At 69.8% G+C, this 20587-nt stretch carries 23 protein-coding genes; 5 read left to right on the forward strand and 18 right to left on the reverse strand.

Going from position 1 to position 20587, the window contains the following annotated elements:
- Positions 1–17 precede the first annotated feature (17 nt).
- Together dapC and fdxA are read right to left on the reverse strand one after the other, a co-directional pair.
- Complete coding sequence (dapC, locus tag ACIBD9_RS13195) at positions 18–1124, reverse strand: succinyldiaminopimelate transaminase (protein WP_396717553.1); 1107 nt, start codon at positions 1122–1124, stop codon at positions 18–20.
- Positions 1121–1447 (reverse strand): ferredoxin, encoded by a 327-nt coding sequence (gene fdxA, locus ACIBD9_RS13200; protein WP_030490464.1) that lies wholly within the window; start codon positions 1445–1447, stop codon positions 1121–1123. Before fdxA ends, dapC begins: the two co-directional genes overlap by 4 nt.
- Before the next feature lie 79 nt (positions 1448–1526).
- On the opposite strand from fdxA, the gene ACIBD9_RS13205 reads away from it, so the two are divergent.
- A complete protein-coding gene (locus ACIBD9_RS13205; protein ID WP_396717250.1) occupies positions 1527–2486 on the forward strand; it encodes a GNAT family N-acetyltransferase in 960 nt (319 codons plus the stop codon).
- A 53-nt stretch (positions 2487–2539) separates the two neighbouring features.
- Here ACIBD9_RS13205 and ACIBD9_RS13210 read toward each other — a convergent pair whose 3' ends face one another.
- The 3 genes from ACIBD9_RS13210 to mshB all read right to left on the reverse strand — a co-directional run bounded on the left by ACIBD9_RS13210 (position 2540) and on the right by mshB (position 4511).
- Positions 2540–3004 (reverse strand): hypothetical protein, encoded by a 465-nt coding sequence (locus tag ACIBD9_RS13210; RefSeq protein WP_091406199.1) that lies wholly within the window; start codon positions 3002–3004, stop codon positions 2540–2542.
- Between the two features lie 125 nt (positions 3005–3129).
- Positions 3130–3567 (reverse strand): hypothetical protein, encoded by a 438-nt coding sequence (locus ACIBD9_RS13215; RefSeq protein WP_396717252.1) that lies wholly within the window; start codon positions 3565–3567, stop codon positions 3130–3132.
- Positions 3568–3584: 17 nt separating this feature from the next.
- Positions 3585–4511, reverse strand: coding sequence for an N-acetyl-1-D-myo-inositol-2-amino-2-deoxy-alpha-D-glucopyranoside deacetylase (gene mshB, locus ACIBD9_RS13220; RefSeq protein WP_396717253.1), 927 nt, complete (start codon positions 4509–4511; stop codon positions 3585–3587).
- Positions 4512–4597: 86 nt separating this feature from the next.
- Between mshB and ACIBD9_RS13225 the strand changes: the two genes are divergently transcribed.
- Positions 4598–6742: a prolyl oligopeptidase family serine peptidase gene (locus tag ACIBD9_RS13225; RefSeq protein WP_396717255.1), complete on the forward strand. Its 2145-nt coding sequence runs from the start codon at positions 4598–4600 to the stop codon at positions 6740–6742.
- Positions 6743–6777: 35 nt separating this feature from the next.
- Here ACIBD9_RS13225 and ACIBD9_RS13230 read toward each other — a convergent pair whose 3' ends face one another.
- The 3 genes from ACIBD9_RS13230 to ACIBD9_RS13240 form a co-directional block, all read right to left on the reverse strand.
- Positions 6778–7560, reverse strand: coding sequence for a hypothetical protein (locus ACIBD9_RS13230; RefSeq protein WP_396717257.1), 783 nt, complete (start codon positions 7558–7560; stop codon positions 6778–6780).
- 199 nt (positions 7561–7759) lie between these two features.
- Positions 7760–8422: a dihydrofolate reductase family protein gene (locus tag ACIBD9_RS13235; protein ID WP_396717259.1), complete on the reverse strand. Its 663-nt coding sequence runs from the start codon at positions 8420–8422 to the stop codon at positions 7760–7762.
- A gap of 57 nt (positions 8423–8479) precedes the next feature.
- A complete protein-coding gene (locus ACIBD9_RS13240; protein ID WP_396717261.1) occupies positions 8480–9202 on the reverse strand; it encodes a helix-turn-helix domain-containing protein in 723 nt (240 codons plus the stop codon).
- Between the two features lie 31 nt (positions 9203–9233).
- On the opposite strand from ACIBD9_RS13240, the gene ACIBD9_RS13245 reads away from it, so the two are divergent.
- Positions 9234–9509, forward strand: coding sequence for a DUF1737 domain-containing protein (locus ACIBD9_RS13245; protein WP_396717263.1), 276 nt, complete (start codon positions 9234–9236; stop codon positions 9507–9509).
- A gap of 4 nt (positions 9510–9513) precedes the next feature.
- Here the strand turns inward: ACIBD9_RS13245 and ACIBD9_RS13250 are convergent, their stop codons facing one another.
- Entirely contained in the window at positions 9514–9912 is a 399-nt protein-coding gene (locus ACIBD9_RS13250; protein WP_396717265.1) for a winged helix-turn-helix transcriptional regulator, read from the reverse strand.
- A gap of 105 nt (positions 9913–10017) precedes the next feature.
- Between ACIBD9_RS13250 and ACIBD9_RS13255 the strand changes: the two genes are divergently transcribed.
- Complete coding sequence (locus tag ACIBD9_RS13255; protein WP_396717267.1) at positions 10018–10920, forward strand: NADP-dependent oxidoreductase; 903 nt, start codon at positions 10018–10020, stop codon at positions 10918–10920.
- 190 nt (positions 10921–11110) lie between these two features.
- Here ACIBD9_RS13255 and pip read toward each other — a convergent pair whose 3' ends face one another.
- From pip to ACIBD9_RS13300, 9 genes are all read right to left on the reverse strand, one after another.
- Positions 11111–12100 carry a prolyl aminopeptidase gene (gene pip / locus ACIBD9_RS13260; protein WP_396717269.1) on the reverse strand — a complete coding sequence of 330 codons (990 nt, stop codon included), beginning with the start codon at positions 12098–12100 and terminating at the stop codon, positions 11111–11113.
- Between the two features lie 194 nt (positions 12101–12294).
- Positions 12295–12675, reverse strand: a complete 381-nt coding sequence (locus ACIBD9_RS13265; RefSeq protein WP_396717271.1) for a VOC family protein — start codon at positions 12673–12675, stop codon at positions 12295–12297.
- On the reverse strand, positions 12672–13199 hold the full coding sequence (locus ACIBD9_RS13270) for an SRPBCC domain-containing protein (RefSeq protein ID WP_396717273.1): 528 nt from the start codon (positions 13197–13199) through the stop codon (positions 12672–12674). Before ACIBD9_RS13270 ends, ACIBD9_RS13265 begins: the two co-directional genes overlap by 4 nt.
- The gene (locus ACIBD9_RS13275; RefSeq protein WP_396717275.1) at positions 13196–13513 is read right to left on the reverse strand and encodes an ArsR/SmtB family transcription factor; all 318 of its coding nucleotides are present in this window, start codon (positions 13511–13513) and stop codon (positions 13196–13198) included. The genes ACIBD9_RS13270 and ACIBD9_RS13275 overlap by 4 nt, the downstream gene beginning before the upstream one ends.
- Positions 13514–13656: 143 nt before the next feature.
- Positions 13657–15399, reverse strand: coding sequence for an ABC transporter substrate-binding protein (locus tag ACIBD9_RS13280; protein WP_396717277.1), 1743 nt, complete (start codon positions 15397–15399; stop codon positions 13657–13659).
- Positions 15400–15556: 157 nt separating this feature from the next.
- Positions 15557–16543 (reverse strand): ABC transporter permease, encoded by a 987-nt coding sequence (locus tag ACIBD9_RS13285; RefSeq protein WP_396717279.1) that lies wholly within the window; start codon positions 16541–16543, stop codon positions 15557–15559.
- A gap of 11 nt (positions 16544–16554) precedes the next feature.
- Entirely contained in the window at positions 16555–17562 is a 1008-nt protein-coding gene (locus ACIBD9_RS13290) for an ABC transporter permease (RefSeq protein ID WP_396717281.1), read from the reverse strand.
- Positions 17559–18641, reverse strand: a complete 1083-nt coding sequence (locus ACIBD9_RS13295) for an ABC transporter ATP-binding protein (protein ID WP_396717283.1) — start codon at positions 18639–18641, stop codon at positions 17559–17561. Before ACIBD9_RS13295 ends, ACIBD9_RS13290 begins: the two co-directional genes overlap by 4 nt.
- A 55-nt stretch (positions 18642–18696) precedes the next feature.
- The gene (locus ACIBD9_RS13300) at positions 18697–19752 is read right to left on the reverse strand and encodes an ABC transporter ATP-binding protein (RefSeq protein WP_396717555.1); all 1056 of its coding nucleotides are present in this window, start codon (positions 19750–19752) and stop codon (positions 18697–18699) included.
- A gap of 277 nt (positions 19753–20029) precedes the next feature.
- Here ACIBD9_RS13300 and ACIBD9_RS13305 point away from each other — a divergent pair, with 277 nt between their 5' ends.
- On the forward strand, positions 20030–20578 hold the full coding sequence (locus ACIBD9_RS13305) for a Uma2 family endonuclease (RefSeq protein ID WP_396717285.1): 549 nt from the start codon (positions 20030–20032) through the stop codon (positions 20576–20578).
- The last annotated feature ends 9 nt before the right edge of the window (positions 20579–20587 follow it).

Raw genomic sequence — 20587 nt, forward strand, 5'->3', positions numbered from 1 at the left:
CGCCGGGCCGCCCGGGGTCAGGCCCGGAGCCGGCCGGCGACAGCCGCGACGTGCTCGTCGGACTCGGTCAACGCAACCCGGACGTACTGCCCAGCGGTCGGGCCGTAGAAGACGCCGGCGGCGACCAGGATGCCGCGACGGGCCAGCCAGTCGACCGTCTGCCAGCAGTCCTCGCCTCTGGTCAGCCAGAGGTAGAGGCCCGCCTCGGAGTGCTCGACGGTGAACCCGGCACCGGTGAACGCCGCGGTGAGCACCTCCCGCCGGGCGCGGTAACGCTCCCGCTGCTCCTCGGCGTGTCGCTCGTCGTCCAGAGCCGCCACCATGGCCGCCTGCACCGGTGCGGGCACGATCATGCCCGCGTGCTTGCGGACCTTGAGCAGCTCGGCGACGAGCGCCGGGTCGCCGGCGACGAAGCCGGCCCGGTAGCCGGCGAGGTTGGACCGCTTGGAGAGCGAGTGCACGGCGAGCACCCCGGCATAGCTGCCCCCGCTGACCTGCGGAGACAGCACCGAAACCGGCTCGGCCGACCAGCCCAGTGGCAGGTAGCACTCGTCACTCGCGACCACCGCGCCACGTTCGCGGCCCCAGTCGACCACCTTGCGCAGGTGCGCCGCGGGCAGCACCCGGCCGGTCGGGTTGCCGGGCGAGTTGACCCAGACCAACCGGACCCGCGAGGTCGGCCCGACCGACGTGAGCGAGTCGGTACGGACGACGGTGGCGCCGGCCAGCCGGGCGCCGTCCTCGTACGTCGGGTACGCGACCGACGGCACCACCACAACGTCACCCGGGCCGATGCCGAGCAGGGTGGGCAGCCAGGCCACCAGCTCCTTCGAGCCGATGGTCGGCAGCACACCGAGACCGTCGACGCCAGCGCCACAGGCTCGGGACACCCACGCCGCGATCGCTGCCCGCAACGCCGGCGTGCCGGCGGTCAGCGGGTAACCGGGAGCGTCGGACGCGTCAGCCAACGCCCGCCTGATCACCTCGGGCACCGGGTCGACAGGCGTACCCATGGAGAGGTTGATCAGGCCCTCCGGATGCGCCGCGGCCAGCGTGGCCGCGGCGTCAAGGGTGTCCCAGGTGAACTCGGGCAGCCGCGACGAGACCGGCGCGGGCCGGTTCAGTGGCCCTCGCCGCGCGGCGGCTGCGCGGCGACGAAGGTGGCGTCCTTCTCCACCTTGCCGACCTTCGAGGCGCCACCGGGCGAGCCCAGGTCCTCGAAGAACTCGTAGTTCGCGCCGGTGTAGTCCTTCCACTGCTCCGGGACGTCGTCCTCGTAGAAGATCGCCTCCACGGGGCAGACGGGCTCACAGGCACCACAGTCGACGCACTCGTCGGGGTGGATGTAGAGCATCCGATTGCCCTCGTAAATGCAGTCGACCGGGCACTCCTCGATGCATGCCTTGTCGAGCACATCTACGCACGGCTCGGCGATGATGTAGGTCACCGGTCTTCTCCTCCGCAAGACTCGCCGCGATCTCCCGCGACGGTAAGAGCCTAGTATCTCGCCGGGGAGGGGGTCGATCGTGCTCCGACAGCAGGATGTGGGACACCGAATCGTGGTCCGCCGGATTGTGGGGATTCGCGAAGGCCGCCCGCAATTCTCCGATGCCCTTGGCGAGCTGGTCGAGCTGAGCGAGACTCATCTCACGCTGGCCACCGCGCAGGGGCCGCTACGGGTCCCGGTGGCGCAGGTCCACCGCGCCAAGCGCGTACCGCCGACCCGTCGGCCGACCGCCGCCGCGGTCGTGGCGCTGGAGCGGGCCGCCGACGAGGCCTGGCCGGCACCGACCCGGGGCCGGCTCGGTGACTGGCTGCTCCGATCGGCCGAGGGCTGGACCGGTCGCGCCAACTCGGCGCTGCCGATCGGCGACCCGGACCGTCCACTGGCCGCTGCGGTCGACGCGGTGGAGCGCTGGTACGCCGATCTGGGCCAACCTGCCTTGATCAACACGCCGCTGCCCCTCGCCGCACCGGTCGGCGCCGAACTGGACGCCCGCGGCTGGACCGCCCGCCCGCCGACGCTGGTGCAGACCGCGCCGCTCCCCCTCCTGGCCTCGACGCCGGCCGACGGGTCGGGCAGTGCGGTCGTCGAGCTGGCCACCGCGCCCAGCGACGAGTGGCTGGCCGTCGCCGCCGGCCGCAAGGGCGGCCTGCCGGACTCCGCCCGACACATCCTCACCGCCGTGAACCAGGTCCGCTTCGCCCACGTGTACGCCGACGACACCCTGGTGGCAGTCGGCCGCGGCACGGTGACCGGCCAGGGGCGCTGGCTGGGCCTCAGCCTGATCGAGGTCCTACCGGCGGCCCGCCGACAGGGGTTGGCCCGCCGCGTGATCCACGAACTGGCCGGCTGGGGCGCGTCCGCCGGCGCGACACACGCGTTCCTCCAGGTCGAGCAGCGCAACGAGGCGGCGGTCGCGCTCTACCAGCGGCTCGGCTTCGTCACCCACCACACCTACCTGACCCGAGTCGCCCCAAACTGACCCGCGGCGGCCGGGCGCCGAGGGTGGACCGGCGGGCCGGGCCGGGCGGGTGGTCAGCGGCGGACGACTCGGCGGGGCTTGGCCGCCTTGACCTCGGCGTACCGCTTGAGCTGCTGAGAGCGGTAGTCACGGCCGAGCGCGGTAAGCACCAGATAACCGATCAGCAACCCGGCGCCGGTGGCGAGCAGGTAGAGCCAGATCTGGGCGAAGAACGTCGCCGCACCGCCGGCGAACGGGTTGTGACCGACCAGCAGGGGCCCGACCAGCACGGTCAGCAGCATCGCCACCGGCACCACGAGGGCCATGTCGGCGGCCCAGCCCGCCAGCGGCCGGCGACGACCCCAACGGAAGGCGACCACGGCGAGGATCAGACCGATCACCGTGAACATCGCCAGCGACACCCGGTCGGCGGCGGTGTCGTCACCGTCGAAGCCGAACCGGGTGATCAGTCGGGCGACCACGTTGACCGCGAACAGCGCTGCTACCAGCACCCCGAGGTCACGCCACCGCTTGTCCATCGCCGGACCCTCCTGCCGTACGCCCCGTCGCGGGGTTCGCATCCCTGGCAGGAATATCTACCACCCTTACCTGGGAGACGTCATCACCCAGAGGCAACCGGCAGCAACCCAGGAGCAACCCGGCGTCAGCCGCGGAGCGTGGGCGGCTGCGGGGCGAGAATCTGCCGGAAGCCCATCACCGCGAAGGTCATCGCGCCGGCCACGATCATGGCGAGCCCGACCCAGTTGTCGCCGGCCAGGAGCAGGTCGCCCTCGTTGGTCCGGATGGCGGCGACCGCCATCAACGCGAACCACGGCACCGCCGGCAGCGCCACCGCCCAGCGACGGCCGACCGCCTCGTACGCGAACCAGCTCAGCACGATGTTGGCGCCGATGGCGAGGAGTACCGACACGCCGATCAGTTGCCCGCCGACGCGGACCGTGGCGAGCAGCAGCTCCAGCACGCCGGTCAGCACTCCGGCGAGGACCACGACGATCGCACCGACCAGCCGGACGCCCAGGTCCAGCAGTCGCGGCGGTGGCCCCGCCGGGGGCGGGGCTTCCTGGTCGTCCACGACCGTCATCGGTGCGGCCGGCAGCGTCACCGGAGACCCGCCGCCGCGACCGGGGACCGGTCCGGGGCGGTCTCCGCGGGTAGGCCGGCGAAGAGGTCGTTCTCCCAGCCGTACGGGCCGGTGCCCGGGCCCTTCTCCCCGACCGCGAGAGTGAAGAACTCCACGCCCATGAACTCGCCGCCGAAGTTGCCGGCGATCGAGTAGAGCCAGGAGTTGGCCGGGATCTGGGTGGCGTGCGCCCGCATCGCGGCCTCCTTGGCCGTGTGCTGGTCGGTGCCGTCGATCCGGGCGGCGATCTGCGCGTCCGGGGTGCCGAAGGGCAGGTCGGCGATGTCCTCGATGCCGCCGAACGGGTTGTCGGAGGACTCGGCGAAGTGCGTCATGCCGGCCTCCAGGACGCTGAGCGGCATGGCCGTCCAGTAGACCTTCAGCGGGGCGCAGCCCTCGGCCTCGGCCAGCTCGACGGCGCGCATGGCCACCCGGTGCGCCTGGATGTGGTCGGGGTGGCCGTAGAAGCCGTTCGGGTCGTACGTGACCAGCACCTGCGGGCGTACCTCTCGCATGATCTCCACGAGGTGCCCGGCGGCCTCGTCGAGGTCGGCCTGCCAGAACGCGCGGGGGTGCTCGTTGGTAGCGAGCCCCATCATCCCGGAGTCGCGGTAGCGGCCGGCGCCGCCGAGAAAGCGGTGGTCGCTGACGCCGAGCGCGGCGCACGCGGCGGCCAGCTCGGCGACGCGGTACCCACCGAGCTGGTCGGCCTCGGCGGCGGCGAGCTGCGCCAGCGCGGGCACGTGGATCTCGCCCTCCTCGCCGAGCGTGCAGGTCACCAGCGTGACGTGCGCGCCGTCGGCGGCGTAGTGGGCCATCGTCGAGCCGGTGCCGATCGACTCGTCGTCGGGGTGCGCGTGGACCAGCAGCAGGCGGCGGTCGGGCAGCATCGTCACGACGGTCACTCTAACTGGCGGTCCGGCCTGGCCAACGTCGACGCGTCCACCCAGGTCGGCCACATCACCCCCGCTCCGGCTCTACGATTTGGCGTGTGGACTTTCCGGAGCTGGCCGCCCGCACCCACCGGTTCAGCCACGGCGCGCCACGCGCTGTCTCGGTGGCTGAGGACGGCTCCCGGGTGATCTTCCTGCGCTCCGCCGGCCCCGAGGATCCGGCGGACGCGCTCTGGCTGCTGGACGTGGCCACCGGCGAGGAGCGGCTGGTCGCCGACCCGGCGACCCTGCTGGGCGAGGGTGGGGACGTCCGGTCCCTCTCCCCCGGTGAACGCGCGCTGCGCGAGCGGCTGCGGCTCAGCGCCGCCGGCATCGGCTCGTACGCCTTGGACGCGGCTGGCCGGGTTGCGGTGTTCGCGCTGGCCGGGCGGTTGTTCCGGGCCGATCTGGTGCACGGCGACGTGGTGGAGGTGGCGGCCGTCGGCCCGGTGCTCGACCCTCGTCCGGACCCGAGCGGGCAGTGCCTGGCGTACGTGACGGACGCGGCCGAGGGTGTGCGCCGGGGTGAGCTGCGGGTGATCGACCCGGACGGCACCGACACCCTGCTGGCCGGCGAGGACGCCGGGGTGAGCTGGGGGTTGGCCGAGCACATCGCGGCCGAGGAGTTCGGCCGGTTCCGGGGGTACTGGTGGGCGCCGGACGGCCGCTCGGTGCTCGCCGCCCGGGTCGACGAGTCCCGGCTGGAGCGGTGGCACCTGCACGACCCGGCGGAGCCGGCCAGCGCGCCGACCGCCGTCGCGTACCCCCGGGCCGGTGGGCCGAACGCCGAGGTCAGCCTGCACCTGCTGGACCTCAACGACGGCTGGGTCGACGTGCACTGGGACCGGGAGACCTACCCGTACCTGACCGGGGTCAGCTGGGGTGAGGGCAGCCCGTTGATCACCGTGCTGCGCCGCTCGCAGCAGCACGGGCTGGTGCTGGCGGTGGACCCGCGGACGGGTGAGACGCAGGTGCACGCCGAGCTGGCCGATCCGCGCTGGGTCGAACCGATCGCCGGCACCCCGGCCCACCTGCCGGACGGCCGGGTGCTGGTGGGTGGCGAGCTGGCTCACGACGGGTACGACGCCCGGTGCCTGTTCGCGGACGGCACCCTGCTCACCCCACCGTCGCTGTACGTCCGGCGGGTGGTGGGCCGGCTGCCGGCCGCCGCCGGCCCGGCCGACCTGCTGGTGGAGGCGAGCGACGGCGAGCCAAGCGAGCGGCACCTCTTCCGGGTCCGCACCACCATCGGCGGAGGGGTGGACGCGCGTCGGCTCACCACCGACTCCGGTTGGTACACCGCCGCGGTGGGCGGGGACGTGCTGGCCGTCGGCGTCGCGTCCCTGGACCATGCGGGGGTGCGCTGGACGGTGCGCCGCGGCGATCAGGAGATCGCCGAGCTGCGCTCGTTCGCCGCCACCCCGCCGTACTCTCCGCTGCCCCTGCTGGAACGGGTGACCGATCGGCGACTGCCGGCGGCGGTGCTCTACCCGGACAACCACGTGACGGGCCGGCGGCTGCCGGTGCTGCTGGACATCTACGGCGGCCCGGGGCACCAGGAGGTCGTGGCGGCGCGGGCCGCGTGGTTGGAGCGGCAGTGGTGGGCCGACGCCGGGTTCGCGGTGGTCACCATCGACAACCGGGGTACGCCGGGCGTGGCGCCGTCGTTCGAGAAGGCGATCCACCGGCGGGTCGCCGACGTGATCCTGAGCGACCAGATCGACGCGCTGACCGCGCTCGCCGGTAAGCACCCGGACCTGGATCTGGGCCGGGTGGGGGTACGCGGTTGGTCGTTCGGCGGGTGGCTGGCCGGGTTGGCGGTGCTGCGCCACCCGGAGCTGTTCAAGTGCGGGATCGCGGGCGCCCCGGTGACCGACTGGGCGCTGTACGACACCGCGTACACCGAGCGTTATCTGGGGTTGCCGGAAGACGGCCTGGACATCTACGCGCACCACTCGCTGGTCGAGTTGGCCGCCGAACCGGTCACCGCGCCGGACCAGGCCCGCCCGTTGCTGCTGGTGCACGGGATGGCCGACGACAACGTGGTGGCCGCGCACACGCTCCGACTCTCCGCGGCCCTGCTGAGCAGCGGCCGGCCGCACGCCGTGCTGCCGTTGACCGGGGCCACCCATCTGGCCGCGAACGGCACCGCCGAGCGGCTGCTCCCTCTGGAACTGGATTTTCTCCGCACCCACCTACGGTGACTGCCGTCGCGGGGCCTTGTCCGAGTGATCGGGAGTCAAGGGCGGGTCAGGGACCTCAGCTTGTCGCTGATGTCGATCTGGAAAGTGGTCTGCATGTCTTTGTACGGCGTGAGTGAGACAGATTCCACCAGTCCACCCCTCACGTCGTAGCTGTGGCCGTCCGCGACCAACTGGCAGGGCAGGTCGCCCTTCTCCAGGTCGGCGAGGAACACGTCGGCCCGCACATTGTCCTGCCCCTCGGCGTCGGGGAAGGCGAAGGTCGTCACGCGGTACAGCAGCATGTAGCGCTTGTGCAGCCCGAGGTCGAGGAGCTTCCGCAGCCTCTGGACCGGGTCCTTCTCGACCCCGCGGTATGGCTCGTCGCCGTACTGGCTGGTCACCTTGAATTCGTTGGTGCCGAGTGGTCCCTGCGGGCCGGTGATCCACAGGCCGCGGACGAGCCAGCCCGGCGGCACGGCGAACGTGTTGAGGGTCGATCCGGGATCGTCCACGATCCGCTCCGGCGTTCCGGCCTCGGTTGTCGCCGCGATGTCGACGTTTCCGCCCTTGTCCGGGCTGTTGTAGCTGTTCGAGGCTCGGCTGGTGGGGTCGAACCAGACGAACTCCGGCCGCGGGTCCAGCCTTCGGGCACACGATGCCTTGCTGACGCCCTTCGCTGGCACCTTCGCCGCCGCGGCGGCGAGCGCCGCACGCCGTTGATCGAAGCGGGGCTGGTACTCCTTGAGCACCTCTCTCATCGGCCCGTCGGGCCGCTGCGGCTCGCTCTGCCGGCCGCCGGCGTCGCAGCCGGTGAACAGCATCGCGGCCAGGACCGCCACCGTGCTCAGGACGGCGCCGTTCCACCTGTCACATCGCATCGAAGCCCCCTTGACGCCCTCGCATCCCGCCAGTGTGCCCGCTCGACGACTTCGGCGCCGATGTGCCGTCGCTGAGCCTGCCGCATGCGGTCACGGCCCCGAGGTGTAGCAGTGACCTGTCCAGCAGAAACGGAAAGGTCCCCTACCGGCCGCGTTGCCGCTACGGAGAGAGGACTGGCGTCGAGCTCCCATCTTTTACGGCGTACGCGCCCGCCGAAATCACTCCGAGGGTCGTGGGGGTCAGAGTCAGCGAGACAACGCCGTCGGGCAGCATCCGCGCGCTCCCCTCGGGGGTTGCGAAGGTCGCGGGCGTCGCTCCGTCCGGGAACAGGCGCTTTCCGGCTCCGACGACGACCGGGTACTGGAGCAGCCGGTAGAGGTCGACAAGTCCGGCCTGGTGCAGCGCCTGCACGAGCTTCCAACTGCCGTGAACCTGGAGCTCCTTGCCGGGAAGCTCCTTGAGCCGGCGCACGTCGTCGACGACGCCAGTGCGGAGGATCTTCGTCGGGCTCCAGTCGGCATCCCTGTCCGTCAACGTCTCGCTGACGACATACTTTGGCAGTGCGTTCAGCTTGGTAGCGATCAGATCGCCAGGTGCGGTGACCTTCGGCCAGTACCCACCGAGCAGGCCGTAGCTCGTGCGGCCGAAGAGGAATGCGTCCGCCTCACGGAACCAGCCCTCGACGACCTCGTTGGTGTGCGCAGATGCATACGGGACCAGCCACCCGCCACGGTCGAAGCCGCCCGAGCGGTCCTCGTCGGGAGCTCCCGGCCCTTGCATGACTCCGTCGAGACTGACGAAGACGTTGACGCTGAGCAGCACGATTCTCCTCCGAATTACGCATCGCGGACAGCCGCCGGGGCGACCTGCGATCGGAGGTTAGCTGCCTGCCCACGGGCCGATCTTGTACAAGAACGACATCCTCGCGTCGTCGCCCGCCTGCAGCCCCCGCGCGGTGCGCCCGACGTAGCGCCGCAACGCATGTGCCAGGTGAGCCTGGTCGAAGTACCCCAGCGCCTCGACGACCGTGCGCCAGTCGCGCCCATCGCGCAACATCGTGGCTGCGGCGTTCACGCGGTCGATCTGCGTCACGGCGGTTTGCGAAAGGCCAGTAGTCGCGCGGTATCGCCGCTGAAGGGTTCGTTTGGACGGATGGCCCTCGATGTGCCCGGTGAAGTCCTCCTCAACCTTCAGACGTGATCGCACCAGCAGACCCGCGTCCCGCAGGCGCCGGATGAACTGCTCGACGTTCTCGTACGTCGGCGCTTCCCAGTCCGCGCCGCCGATGACCACCCGGCCTGAGTCCGTCACCGGCAAGGGCACGTACCCGTCGACGATTGCGGCCGCGGGATGCGGCCGAAAGACGGTGCCGAGCGCGAGCCGGATACCGAGAAACTCGGCGTTCGGCGGGACCGGCGCAGTGGTCGCCCTGGTCTCCGGCCCGCGCAGGCTCGCGAGTAGCTGCCCCTGTATCCGCGTGAGTATCAGTTGACAGCACGTACGCGCCGCGGAAGTCATCGTGTCTTCGGCATCGCTACAGGTGCGCCACACGCGGTCGACGACGCTCGCGTCCGTCTCGGTGTCACGGTGCTCGAATCGCAAGCCCAAGGCCTCCTCCACACGATCCGGCGGCATGGACAATGCAGCGGTGTCGGATTCCACGAACCCGCTCGGCTACCGCCTCATCACCGGGCCCGATGATGCCGAATTCTGCGCCCGCGTCAGCGCGCTTGTCGATCAGGGCTATCAGCTGCACGGGTCGCCGGCGCTGACCTTCGACGGCGAACGCGTCATCGCCGGTCAAGCGTTGGTGCTGTCGCACTCTGTCGGCTCCGAGGCGCCCGAGGAAGCGCCAGGTAGAGATGGCGAGCCCGCGACGGGCTCAACACCGGCCGAGACGACTTCCTAAGTTCTCAGCGGCGTTCGTCGTATTGGGTCCGGGCTTCGAAGACGCGGTCCATATGCGTCTCCGCCCAGTCCTTGATCGCGATCATGACCGGGAACAGTTCATGGCCGAGCGGGGTGAGCTCGTAGTCGACGCGGACCGGCACCGAGGCGGTGACCGTGCGGGTGACCAGACCGTCGCGCTCCAGCGTCCGCAGGGTCTGGGTGAGCATCTTCTGGCTGACGCCGGCGATGCGGTGGGCGAGCTCGCCGTGCCGCTGCGGGCCGTTGACAAGTGCCGGGATCACCAGAGCGACCCACTTGTCGGTGAGCCTGCTCAGCAGCTCGCGGGTCGGGCACTGTTCCAGGAATGCGTCGTAGTCGCGTTTGGCCTGTTCGCGGCGTTGCGCTGCGATCGACGTCGCCATCTTGCCTCCCTTTGGTGCCCTAGGCACTTTACGGTACCTACTTTCTCATAGTGCCGACGCTTCGTACGGTCGTGGTGATCACGAAATCCCACGAAGGAGACGACGATGCGCGCAGTCAGCTATGACAAGTTCGGCGGGCCGGAGGTCCTGCACGTGGCCGAGGTGCCGGTGCCCGAGCCCGGGCCGGGGCAGGTGCGGGTGCGGGTCGCGGCGTCGGTCGTACACCCGGTTGATCTGATGATCCGCTCCGGTCGGTTCCCGGCCCCGTTGCCGACCGCCCTGCCGTACACGCCCGGTTGGGACGTTGCCGGCAGCGTCGATGCGGTCGGCCCATCGGTCGACGGGTTCACGATCGGCGACGAGGTCATCGGCTTCTCGCCGTGGCTACAGACCACGGTCGGCGCCCACGCGGAGTACGTGGTCCTCGACGCCGCCTGGCTGACCTCCGCGCCCACCGGCGTCCCGGCCACCGAGGCGGCGACCCTGCCGACCAATGGCCTCACCGCCGTTCAGGCACTCGACCTGCTCGCGCTTCCGGCGGGTTCGACACTGCTCGTCACCGGCGCCGCCGGGCAGGTCGGTGGGTTCGTCCTGGCGCTGGCGCGGGCAAACGGCCTGCACGCCACGGGACTCGCCCGAGCCGGCGACCGCGAGTTCGTCGAGTCGCTGGGCGCGGCGTTCCTGTCGCGCACCGACGATCCGACGGGGACGTTCGACGCGGTCATCGACCTGGCGGTGATCGGCTCCTCGCTGCTGGACCTCGTCCGGGACGGCGGCGGCTACGTGGCCGCGTCACCCCCGCTTCGCCCGGAGCCGGTGCGGGGAATCCGGACCTTCGCCCTGGAGGTGCTACCGGACGGAACGCGGCTGGGCGAACTGGTCAAGCTGGTCGCCAGCGGCGACATCCCGCTCCGGGTCGCCGACGTGTTCCCCTTCGCCGACGCGGCGACCGCCCACGAGCGGCTGGCCCAGGGCGGCGTCCGCGGCGGTGTGGTGATCGTCCCCTGATCCGCGCCGAAAACAAGCGCGACCTCCAGCGTGCGCCTTGGCTGGCCCCGCACGTCGATGTGCTGTTGAGGGGTATACCTCAGAGGTATGAATATGACTCTGAGGTATACCGCTCAACGCCGCGTCCGCCCGGATGGAGGTGACGGACGGTCACCGCCGATGGTCGGCTGCGCCCACAGCCTGGCCAGGGTCAGGGCCTACCCGTATCACCTTGGCGCGAAGAACCGGGGGGCGAGAGGAACTGGGTGGTGGCTTCGATGAGCAGGCTGCGGGTGCCAGGTTCGGAGCCGCTGTGGCCCGCGTCCTCCACGATGTGGAACTTCGCCTCAGGCCAGACTCGATGCAGGTCCCAGGCTTGGCTCGGCGGCGTCTTGATGTCGTAACGGCCGTTCACGATGACCGTCGGGATGTGTCGAATGCGGTCGACGCCCGCGAGGAGACCTTCCGGCGGGAGGAAGCCGCCGTTGCTGATGTAGTGGTGTGTGATGCGGGCGAACGCCAGCAGGCTGGTGTCGTCGATGTCGGGCGGCGTCATCGGCAGCAGGGTGTTGGCCGAGAGCTCCCAGCTCATCCAGGCGCGGGCCGCCGGAACGTGGATCGCGGGGTCGGGGTCGAAAATGCGGCGGCCATAGGCGCCGACAAGGTCGTCCTGTTCCGTCAGGGGGATCGCAGCACGAAACGCCGCCCACTCGGCGGGGAACAGGTGCGCTGCGCCCGCCGGGGTGAACGCCCATGCCTCGTCTGACCTGCGAATCAGCCACACGCCACGGAGCACGAGTTCGGTGACCCGCTCGGGATGGGCCTGCGCGTAGGCCAGGCCGAGGGTGCTGCCCCAACTGCCGCCAAAGACGAGCCAACGGTCGATCCCCAGGTGCTCGCGAAGCCGCTCGATGTCCGCCACCAGGTGTGGGGTGGTGTTGTGTTCCAGTGACGTCTTCGGGTCGCCCGCGAAGGGCCGACTGCGACCGCAGTTCCGCTGGTCGAACAACACGACCCGGTAGCCGGACGGGTCGAAGTACCGCCGATTGTCCGGGAGCAGGCCACCGCCGGGGCCGCCGTGCAGGAACACCGCGGGTTTGCCGTCGGGATTTCCGCAGAGTTCCCAGTAGAGCTCATTACCGTGGCCGACGCCGAGCATCCCGGAGTCGTACGGCTCGATGGGCGGATACCAGTCCATCATTCATTCAACCCCAACCGATCAACCGACATCACCCTCCAGGCCCGTCGGGCGACCAAAGCCATTGGGTACGCAGACAGCACCGCCCGGATCCACGTTGCCAACGCCGTCGTCGTGCCGTACCGGTAGTGGCGCTCGGCCCTTCGGGCACCGGCACGGTGGTCGCGCCCGAACAACAGATCCCCGAACGAGCTGACTCAGTCGCCGACTCTCGGGACCCCCCACAGGGACAGGCAGAACGGATGCCCGGCCGGGTCGGCGTACACGAAGCAGTGGTCCGCGTTGGGCTGATGCTCGAATCGGGTAGCGCCGGCCGCCAGCACGCGCGCTCCGGTCGCCTCCAGGTCGTCGACGAAGAACTCGAGGTGCATCTGCATCCCCACCTCGCCGTCCGGCCAGGTGGGGGGCCGGTAGTCGTCGATCTGCTGGAAACCGATGTCACCGTTCGGGCCTGCTACGAGCGCCCAGCTCTCGTCACCCTTCGCGACCCCGCCGGTGATCGCGGCGTAGAACCGCGCGAGCGCGATCGCGTCGGGCGCATTGACCGTCGTCAAGCTGAGCCTGATCAGGTCCGTCATCGAAGAATCTCCATCCGCTGGTATGTCGGCGTGAGCTCTTCCCAGCGTTCCTTCCAGCCGGGCGCTCTGGCATCGGAACTCCAGCCCTCCGAATGGACCGGGCCGTCGACCGCCAGCGACCGACCGAGATCCTCGAGGTGGGCCCGCCAACCAGAGGCGTGGAACGGGAGATGCCCGATCGGCAGGCCGCGCTCCTCGACCACCAGCCGGGTCTTGGAGCCCTCCTCGGTCAGCCACGCCTCGATCTGCCCCTCGTGGTCCGTACCGGGCTGCGTCGTCAGCAGCAGGTGGTGGGGCGCATCGCACACCTCGATGCGCGCCGGCCCGGTCCAACTGCTCGTGAAGACGGCCTGGATGGTGCCGCCGACCCGCATGTCGCCGTCGACCCGGGCGATCCAGCGGGCCAGCCGCTCGGGCGTCGTACACGCCTGCCAGAGGTCGCGGATGTCCGTGTCGTAGAGGTCCTCGACCCGGGCTGCTCCGCGACCCTCGTCGATCGTTCGCATCGTGGCGATCGTGGTCATCGTCGCGCCTTCTTTCCTCGTGCGATCTCGGTATGAAGAGCGCCGAGTCGGTTCTCCCAGAGCCGGCGGTACTCCCCCAGCCACTCGTCGACCTCGACGAGCGCCTCCGGGCGAAGGGTGTAGATCCGGCGCTGCGCGTCCTGGCGTACGTCGACCAGTCCGGCTTCCCGCAGCACGCGGAGATGCCGGGACACGCCCGGGCGAGCGATCGGGAGAGCCTCGGCCAGCTCTCCCGCACTCGCCGGGTGGTCGCGGAGAATATCGAGAACCGCGCGCCGGCTCTCGTCTGCCAGCGCGTGCAACACGGCATCCATGGCAGCTAATGTAACCATGCGGGTACGTATCCGCAAGGTTACATTCAGCCCTCTCATGCCGCAGGTCGTGGCCGATCGACAGAAACAGCAGGGCCCCTCCCGACGACGCTGTCGGAAGGGACCCTGCTGGTCTGCGGTGCGGCTTACGGCTTGACGTGCGCGTTCACGAACGACGGGTAGCCGAAGACGCTGGAGATGAAGATCCCGCCGGCCTTGGACCCGTGCACGTTGTAGGCCACGTCGACGAACAGCGGCACCACCGGCGCGTGCTCCTTCATGATCCGCTCGTCGAGCTTGGCCCACTCCGGGCCCTGGTCGGCTGCGGGCATGGCCTGGATGCGGTCCATCTCGGCGTTGACCGCGGGGTCGTTGAAGTAGGCCTGGTTGCTGTTGCCCTCGGCCTTGATCGAGCGGCCGTCGTAGAGCACCGGCAGGATCGAGGCCCCGCTCGGCCAGTCCGCCGCCCAGTTACCGATGTACAGGTCCCAGGGGTTGTTCTTCTTCTTGATCTCGTCGAGCTTCGCGTCGTCCGAGATGTTCCGCAGCGTGATCTTGAAGCCGGCCCGCTCCAGGTTGGCCTTGAGCTGGGCGCCCTGCTGCTGCTCGACCGAGTTGTCGGCGACACCGAGGACCAGCTCCGGCGTCTTTCCGCCAAGCAGTTCCTTGACCTTGTCGACGTTGCCATTGGCGCCCGCCGGGTACGCGTCGTACGCCTTGTAGCCGATGGTTGCCGGCGGCATCAGCGTGGTCAGCGGCGCGGCAACGGTCTGCCCGCCCATCGCCTTGATGAGGCCCTCGCGGTCGATGGCGTAGTTGAGCGCCTGACGGACCTTCAGGTCGGTGACCCGCTGGTTGTTGATGACCAGCTGGTTGGCGCTCGGGGTCGGGGAGAGGATGGTGCGCGACTTGAGGGTGGCGTCGCCGGCCACCTTGGCGACCAGCGAGGCGGGCACGGTGTTGAAGGCGAGCGCGCTCTGGTCGGCGCCGTTGTCGGCGATCACCCGGTTGTTGGCGGCGTCCGCGGTCGGGCCGAAGCTCCAGACGAACTGGTCCGGGTACTGGTGCCGGACCGGGTCGGTCTTCGGGTCCCAGTTGGGGTTGCGGTCCAGGGTCAGCTGCACCCCGACCTGGTTCTTGGCGACCTTGTACGGGCCGGACGAGAACGGCTGCTTGTCCAGGTCGACGCCGGTGTCCTTGTCGGCGGGCAGCGGCGCGGTGGTCGGCAGCGAGACCGCGAACGGCAGGTCACAGCGGGGCTTGGCGAACTCGAAGCGCAGCGTCTTGGCGTCCGGCGTGCTCAGGCCGGGAGGCAACGACGTCTTGTTCTTCTTGAAGTCCCACTTGGTGTCGAACTGCGCGGTGTCGGCCAGCCATTCCTGGATGTAGGTCGGGCCGCCGGAGAGGTCCGGGTCGAAGGACCGGGCGATGCCGTACGCGATCTCCTTGGAGGTGATCGGACGGCCGTCCTCGAACTTCACCCCGTCCTTGATCGTGAATTCCCAGACCTTGCAGTCGTTGTTGACGTTCTTGCCCGGCGTCTCGGCCAGGTCGCCGACCAGGACCAGGCCGCCCTTGCCGTCGTCCTTCCAGGTGGTCAGGTAGCGCGACCACAGGGGGTTGGCCATCAGACCGGCGAACGAGTACGTCCGCTGCGGGTCGAGGTGGGAGATCGGCGACTCCCGGATGACGCTGAAGACGCCGCCCTTCGCAGCACCGCTCACCTCGGCCGCCGGCCCCTGCGAATCCTTGGGGTCGGTCGCGATGACCCCGGTCTGCTTCCGGTCGGTGTCCACCGTGGTGCCCTCGCCCGTGTTCTTCGAGCACGCACCCAATGCCACAACCAGAGCGATCGCGCCGCCTGCGGCAACCGCCACGCGTGGTCGCATGAAGTACCTCCTTCACCCATGTGCCGTGCGGTTTCGTCGGGGCGAGAACCGCCGACGTCCCGAGGATCGTAAGGAAGAAAACCTACGAGTTGTGTAACAGTTGTCGATAACTTTCGCCACCAGCCCAGCCCCGGTCACCCGCTGGCCAGCTATCGGGTCAACGCAGCCGCACCCGTGGGTCGATGGCCGCGTAGAGCAGGTCCACCAGCACGTTCGCCAGCACCACGAAGACCGCGGCGATCAGCACGGTGGCCATGATGGTGGGCAGATCACCCGAGCGCACCGCGTCCACCGCCGTGCGCCCCAACCCCTGGATGCCGAACGTCGTCTCGGTGATCACCGTTCCGCCCAGCGCCCCGCCCACGTCCAGCCCGGCGATCGTCACCACCGGTGTGATCGCCGCGCGCAGCGCGTGTCGCCCGTACACCTTGGGTTTGGCCAGGCCCTTGGCCCGCGCGGTCCGGACGAAGTCCTCCGACAGCGTCTCCAACATCTGCGCCCGCGACAACCGGGCGTAGATGGCCGAGAAGAGGAAGGCCAGCGCCACCCAGGCCAGCACCAACCCGCTGGCCCACTTCGCCGGGTTGTCGAGGATGGAGGTGTAGCTCGGCACCGGCAACAGCCGCAGGTTGTAGACGAACACCAGCAGCAGCACCGCACCCACGAAGTACAGCTGCAACGAGGCGCCGGTCAGCGAGAAGCCGATCGCCAGCCGGTCCAGCCAGGTGCCCCGACGCAGTGCGGACACCATGCCGAGCCCCACGCCGAGCAGCAACCAGAGGATGGCCGCGGGGATCACGATGCTCAGCGTCACCGGCAGCACCCGGGCGATGGTGTCCGAGACCGCCTCGTTGGTGACGTACGACCAGCCCAGGCACGGCGCGTCGCACCGGCCACCCTGGGCGCTGCCCAGGTCCCGACCGGTCACGATGCCCTTCATGTAACCGGCGTACTGGCTGATGAGGGGGTCGTTGAGGCCCAGGTCGTCGCGGACCCGCTCCAGCCGTTCCGGGTTGCAGTTCTTCGAGCAGATGCTGCTGACCGGGTCACGCGGCAGGGCGAAGAACATCAGGAACGTCAAAACGCTCACCGCGAAGAGGGTCAGCGTGGCGGAGAAGAGTCGCTTGAGCAGAAATCGCGCCATGATTTTGACCCCTACCGGGACGACTTCGGGTCGAGCGCGTCCCGCAACGCGTCGCCGAAGAGGTTGAAGGCGAACACCAGCGCGAAGATCATGATGCCCGGGAAGAACACGTACGCCGGGTCGGTCTGGAGGAAGTCCAGACTGCGGTAGATCATTCGGCCGAAGCTGGGCGTTTCGTCGCTGAGGCCGACGCCGATGAACGACAGCGCCGCCTCGCTGGTGATGAACTGCGGCACCGCCAGGGAGAACGACACCAGGATCGGCGCCCAGATGTTCGGCAGCAACTGCCGGAAGAGCATGTGCCCCAGCCCGGCGCCGCTGGCCCGGGCCGCCTCCACGAACTCCCGCTCGCGCAACGCGATGACCTGCCCGCGAACCAGCCGGGCCGTACTGGTCCAGCCGAAGATGGCGAAGACGGCGATCAGCACCCCCACCCCGAAGGCGGACGACACCTGCCCCCGCTCACCGTAGAAGCGCAGCGTGATGGTGGGCGTGAGCGCCAGCGCGATGATCAGGAAGGGCATGGCCAGGGTCAGGTCGGTGATCCAGTTGATCACCGCGTCGAGCCAGCCGCCGAGGTAGCCGGCGAGCGCGCCCAGCACGATCCCGATCGTCGCGGTGATCAGTGCCGCCGCGAACGCGATGAACAGCGAGGTCCGCAGCCCGTAGATCAGCCGGATGAAGATGTCCCGGCCCAGCCCCGGCTCCAGACCGAACCAGTGCTCGCCGCTGACCCCGCCGGCGTAACCCAGGGGCATGCCGAAGCCGTCCAGCAGGTTCTGGAACTGCTCCCGCGGGCCGATCCCGTAAACCATCTCGATCAGCGGGGCGGCCAACCCCAACAACAGGAAGAACACCAGGAGTACGCCGCTGACCACCGCCGTCCGGTCGCGGCGCAGCCGCAGCCAGGCGAGCTGACCGGGTGAGCGGCCGACGACGCCCTTCACGGCGGGCCCACCCGGGTCGGTGCCGGACTCGATCTCGGCCAGCGCCACACCCTCCACCGGGGAGAGACTCACGACGACACCTCCTCGATGATCGGGGCCGCCACCTCGGGGGTCGTGCGCCCTGCTTCCCCTTCCGGGCTCGTGGGGGCTGCTTCCCCTTCCGGGCTCGTGCTGGCCGCTTCCCCTTCCGGGAAGTGACACGCGGTGGCCTGCCGGCCGCCGTCGCGCGGGACCAGCGCCGGTTCCTCGGTGGCGCAGATGTCCTGCGCCTTCCAGCACCGGGTACGGAACCGGCAGCCCGACGGCGGGTCCAGCGGGGTTGGCACGTCACCGGTCAGCCGGATCCGACCCGCCGGGCCGAGCTGGGTGACGTCCGGGATCGCCGAGAGCAACGCCCGGGTGTACGGGTGCTGCGGGCGCTCGTAGATGTCCGCCCGGTCGCCGATCTCCACGATCCGACCGAGGTACATCACCGCGACCCGCTGGCAGAAGTGCCGAACCACGGCCAGGTCGTGCGCGATGAACACGAAGGCCAAGCCGAGCTCCCGTTGCAGGTCGCGCAGCAGGTTGACGACCTGCGCCTGGATCGAGACGTCCAGCGCGCTCACCGGCTCGTCCGCGACGATCAGCTTCGGCCGCAGGGCCAACGCGCGGGCGATGCCGATGCGCTGACGCTGACCGCCCGAGAACTCGTGCGGATAGCGGTTGTAGTGCTCCGGGTTCAGCCCGACCAGCTCCAGCAACTCCTGCACCCGGGCCTTGATCCCGCCCGGCGGCTTGATGCCGTTGACCTGCAGGGGCATCGCCACGATCCGGCCCACGGTGTGCCGAGGGTTCAGCGAGGCGTACGGGTCCTGGAAGATGATCTGGAGTTCCTGCCGCAGGGGGCGCAACTCGCGGCGACCGGCGTGCGTGATGTCCCGCCCGTCGAACTCGATGCTGCCGCTCGTCGGCTCCAGCAGCCGCACCAGCATCCGGCCGGTGGTGGTCTTGCCGCAGCCCGACTCCCCCACCAGGCCGAGCGTCTCGCCCGGGCGCACGTCGAAGTCGAGCCCGTCCACCGCCCGCACCAGACCGGTGGCGCGCAGCCCCTGGCGTACCGGAAAGTGCTTGCTCAGGCCGCGTACCCGCAGCAGTGGTTCGTCGGTCATCTCCCCAGTCCTCCGTTCGGGACTGCGGTACTCCGCTGCGCTGCGTTCCTCGCCCTCACAAAGCCACCCCCACTCGTGCGATGTCCTCGGCGTAGAACGTGGCGCGCTCCTCGGCGCTGAGGTGGCAGGCGACCAGATGGCCGTCGGCCCCGGCTGGGCGCAGCTCCGGGACCTCGGTGCGGGACCGGCTGCCGGCGCGGTCCGCGTACCGGCAGCGCGGGTGGAACGCGCACCCCGACGGAAGGTTGATCAGGCTGGGCGGGTTGCCGGGAATGGGCACCAGGTCCGCGTCCGCGTCGCCGTGCAGGGACGGCACGCTGGAGAGCAACCCCCAGGTGTACGGATGCTGCGGCGCTCGAAGCACCTGCTCGACGCTGCCCCGCTCGACGGCACGCCCGCCGTACATGACCAGCACGTCGTCGGCGACCTGGCCGACCACGCCGAGGTCGTGGGTGATCAGGATGATCGCGGAGTGGAACTCGGCCTGGAGGTCGGCGAGCAGGTCCAGGATCTGCGCCTGCACGGTGACGTCCAGCGCGGTGGTCGGCTCGTCGGCGATCAGCAGCGCCGGGTCGTTGACCAGGGACATCGCGATCATCGCCCGCTGGCGCATTCCGCCGGAGAACTCGTGCGGGTACTGGTCGAAGCGGCGCGCCGGCTGCGGGATGCCGACCCGGTCCAACATGTCGACCGCCCGCTGGCGGGCCTCCCGCCGGTTGGCCTTCGGATGGTGCACCCGGTACGCCTCGGCGATCTGCCGGCCCACCGTGTAGTACGGGTGCAGCGCCGACAGTGGATCCTGGAAGATCATCGCCATGTCCCGGCCGCGCAGCCGGCGTACCTCCTCGTCGCCGAGGCCGACCACCTGCCGGCCACCGACGGAGATCTCACCCGTGATGGTGGTCCGTTTCGGGTCGTGCAGGCCGAGGATGGCCAGCGAGGTGACGCTCTTGCCGGAGCCCGACTCACCGACGATGCCGAGGGTGCGGCCCCGCTCGACGGCGAACGACACCCCGTCGACCGCGCGCACCACGCCGTCCTCGGTGTCGAAGCGAACCCGAAGGTCATCCACCCGCAGGTAGGCGTCCTGGTCGGAGCGCTGTGCCGGCACGGCGGGACGGTCGTCCGGCTCGCCGGACGGCGAGGGTTCCGAGCTGTCCACGGCCACCTCCCTCAGTGACGAAGGGAACTTACATGAAAGTCCCGAGGGTGAAAATAAGCTACAAAGTCGGCACGTGTCAGCGGGCCCGAGCGTAACGAGTCGGCATCGGCGCCGCACCCCCGTCACCTCGCCATCCACGCCCGTTCATGGCCGTACTCGCACGTCGGGTGCGACCATTGAGGGAGCAACCAGCAGAGGATGCCAGTGGCACGAGGTGGAGGTGACGATGACCGCGGCGGTGTTCAACCACGAAGGCCCGTGGACCGAAGAGCAGTACCTCGCCCTCGGCGAGACGCAGCAACGCGTCGAACTCTTCGACGGGAGCCTCCACGTGACCCCAGCCCCCACCCCCCGGCACCAACGCATTTCCCGCAGGCTCGGCAACATCCTCGAAACAGCTTCCAAGGCCGCCGGCCTCGAACTACTGGAGGCGGTGAACGTCCGGCTCCGACCCGGTCGGATACCGATCCCCGATCTCGTTCTCACCAACCCGATCGATATCGACGAGCTCACCATCGAGGCGACCGACGTCCAACTGGTCTGTGAAACTATTTCGCCGAGCAACGCATCCACGGACAAGGTGCTCAAAATGCACTACTACGCGGCTGCCGGCATCGGGTGGTACCTGTTGGTGGAACAGGAGACTGGCATGCTGCGCCTCTACCGACGTCAGGGCGGCCACTACGTTGAAGCGGCGGCCGCAAAGCGCGGCGAGGTGTTGGAGTTGGCGGAGCCGGTGCGGGCCACCATCCGGCCGGAGGATCTGCTGGCCTGACGGGTGTCG

Origin of the sequence: Micromonospora sp. NPDC050784 (genome assembly GCF_044456765.1) — a bacterium.
Classification (GTDB): Bacteria; Actinomycetota; Actinomycetes; order Mycobacteriales; family Micromonosporaceae; genus Micromonospora; species Micromonospora foliorum.

Bases quoted from the DNA above. Each gene is read 5' to 3' on its own strand.
- pip (WP_396717269.1), bottom strand. From the start codon at position 12,100: ATGATGGACTGGTATCCGCCCATCGAGCCGTACGACTCCGGGATGCTC.
- ACIBD9_RS13280 (WP_396717277.1), bottom strand. From the start codon at position 15,399: ATGCGACCACGCGTGGCGGTTGCCGCAGGCGGCGCGATCGCTCTGGTT.
- ACIBD9_RS13250 (WP_396717265.1), bottom strand. From the start codon at position 9,912: ATGGCGACGTCGATCGCAGCGCAACGCCGCGAACAGGCCAAACGCGAC.
- ACIBD9_RS13305 (WP_396717285.1), top strand. From the start codon at position 20,030: ATGACCGCGGCGGTGTTCAACCACGAAGGCCCGTGGACCGAAGAGCAG.
- ACIBD9_RS13255 (WP_396717267.1), top strand. From the start codon at position 10,018: ATGCGCGCAGTCAGCTATGACAAGTTCGGCGGGCCGGAGGTCCTGCAC.
- ACIBD9_RS13215 (WP_396717252.1), bottom strand. From the start codon at position 3,567: ATGACGGTCGTGGACGACCAGGAAGCCCCGCCCCCGGCGGGGCCACCG.
- ACIBD9_RS13295 (WP_396717283.1), bottom strand. From the start codon at position 18,641: ATGACCGACGAACCACTGCTGCGGGTACGCGGCCTGAGCAAGCACTTT.
- ACIBD9_RS13210 (WP_091406199.1), bottom strand. From the start codon at position 3,004: ATGGACAAGCGGTGGCGTGACCTCGGGGTGCTGGTAGCAGCGCTGTTC.
- ACIBD9_RS13270 (WP_396717273.1), bottom strand. From the start codon at position 13,199: ATGACCACGATCGCCACGATGCGAACGATCGACGAGGGTCGCGGAGCA.
- ACIBD9_RS13265 (WP_396717271.1), bottom strand. From the start codon at position 12,675: ATGACGGACCTGATCAGGCTCAGCTTGACGACGGTCAATGCGCCCGAC.
- ACIBD9_RS13285 (WP_396717279.1), bottom strand. From the start codon at position 16,543: ATGGCGCGATTTCTGCTCAAGCGACTCTTCTCCGCCACGCTGACCCTC.
- ACIBD9_RS13245 (WP_396717263.1), top strand. From the start codon at position 9,234: ATGGACAATGCAGCGGTGTCGGATTCCACGAACCCGCTCGGCTACCGC.
- ACIBD9_RS13275 (WP_396717275.1), bottom strand. From the start codon at position 13,513: ATGGATGCCGTGTTGCACGCGCTGGCAGACGAGAGCCGGCGCGCGGTT.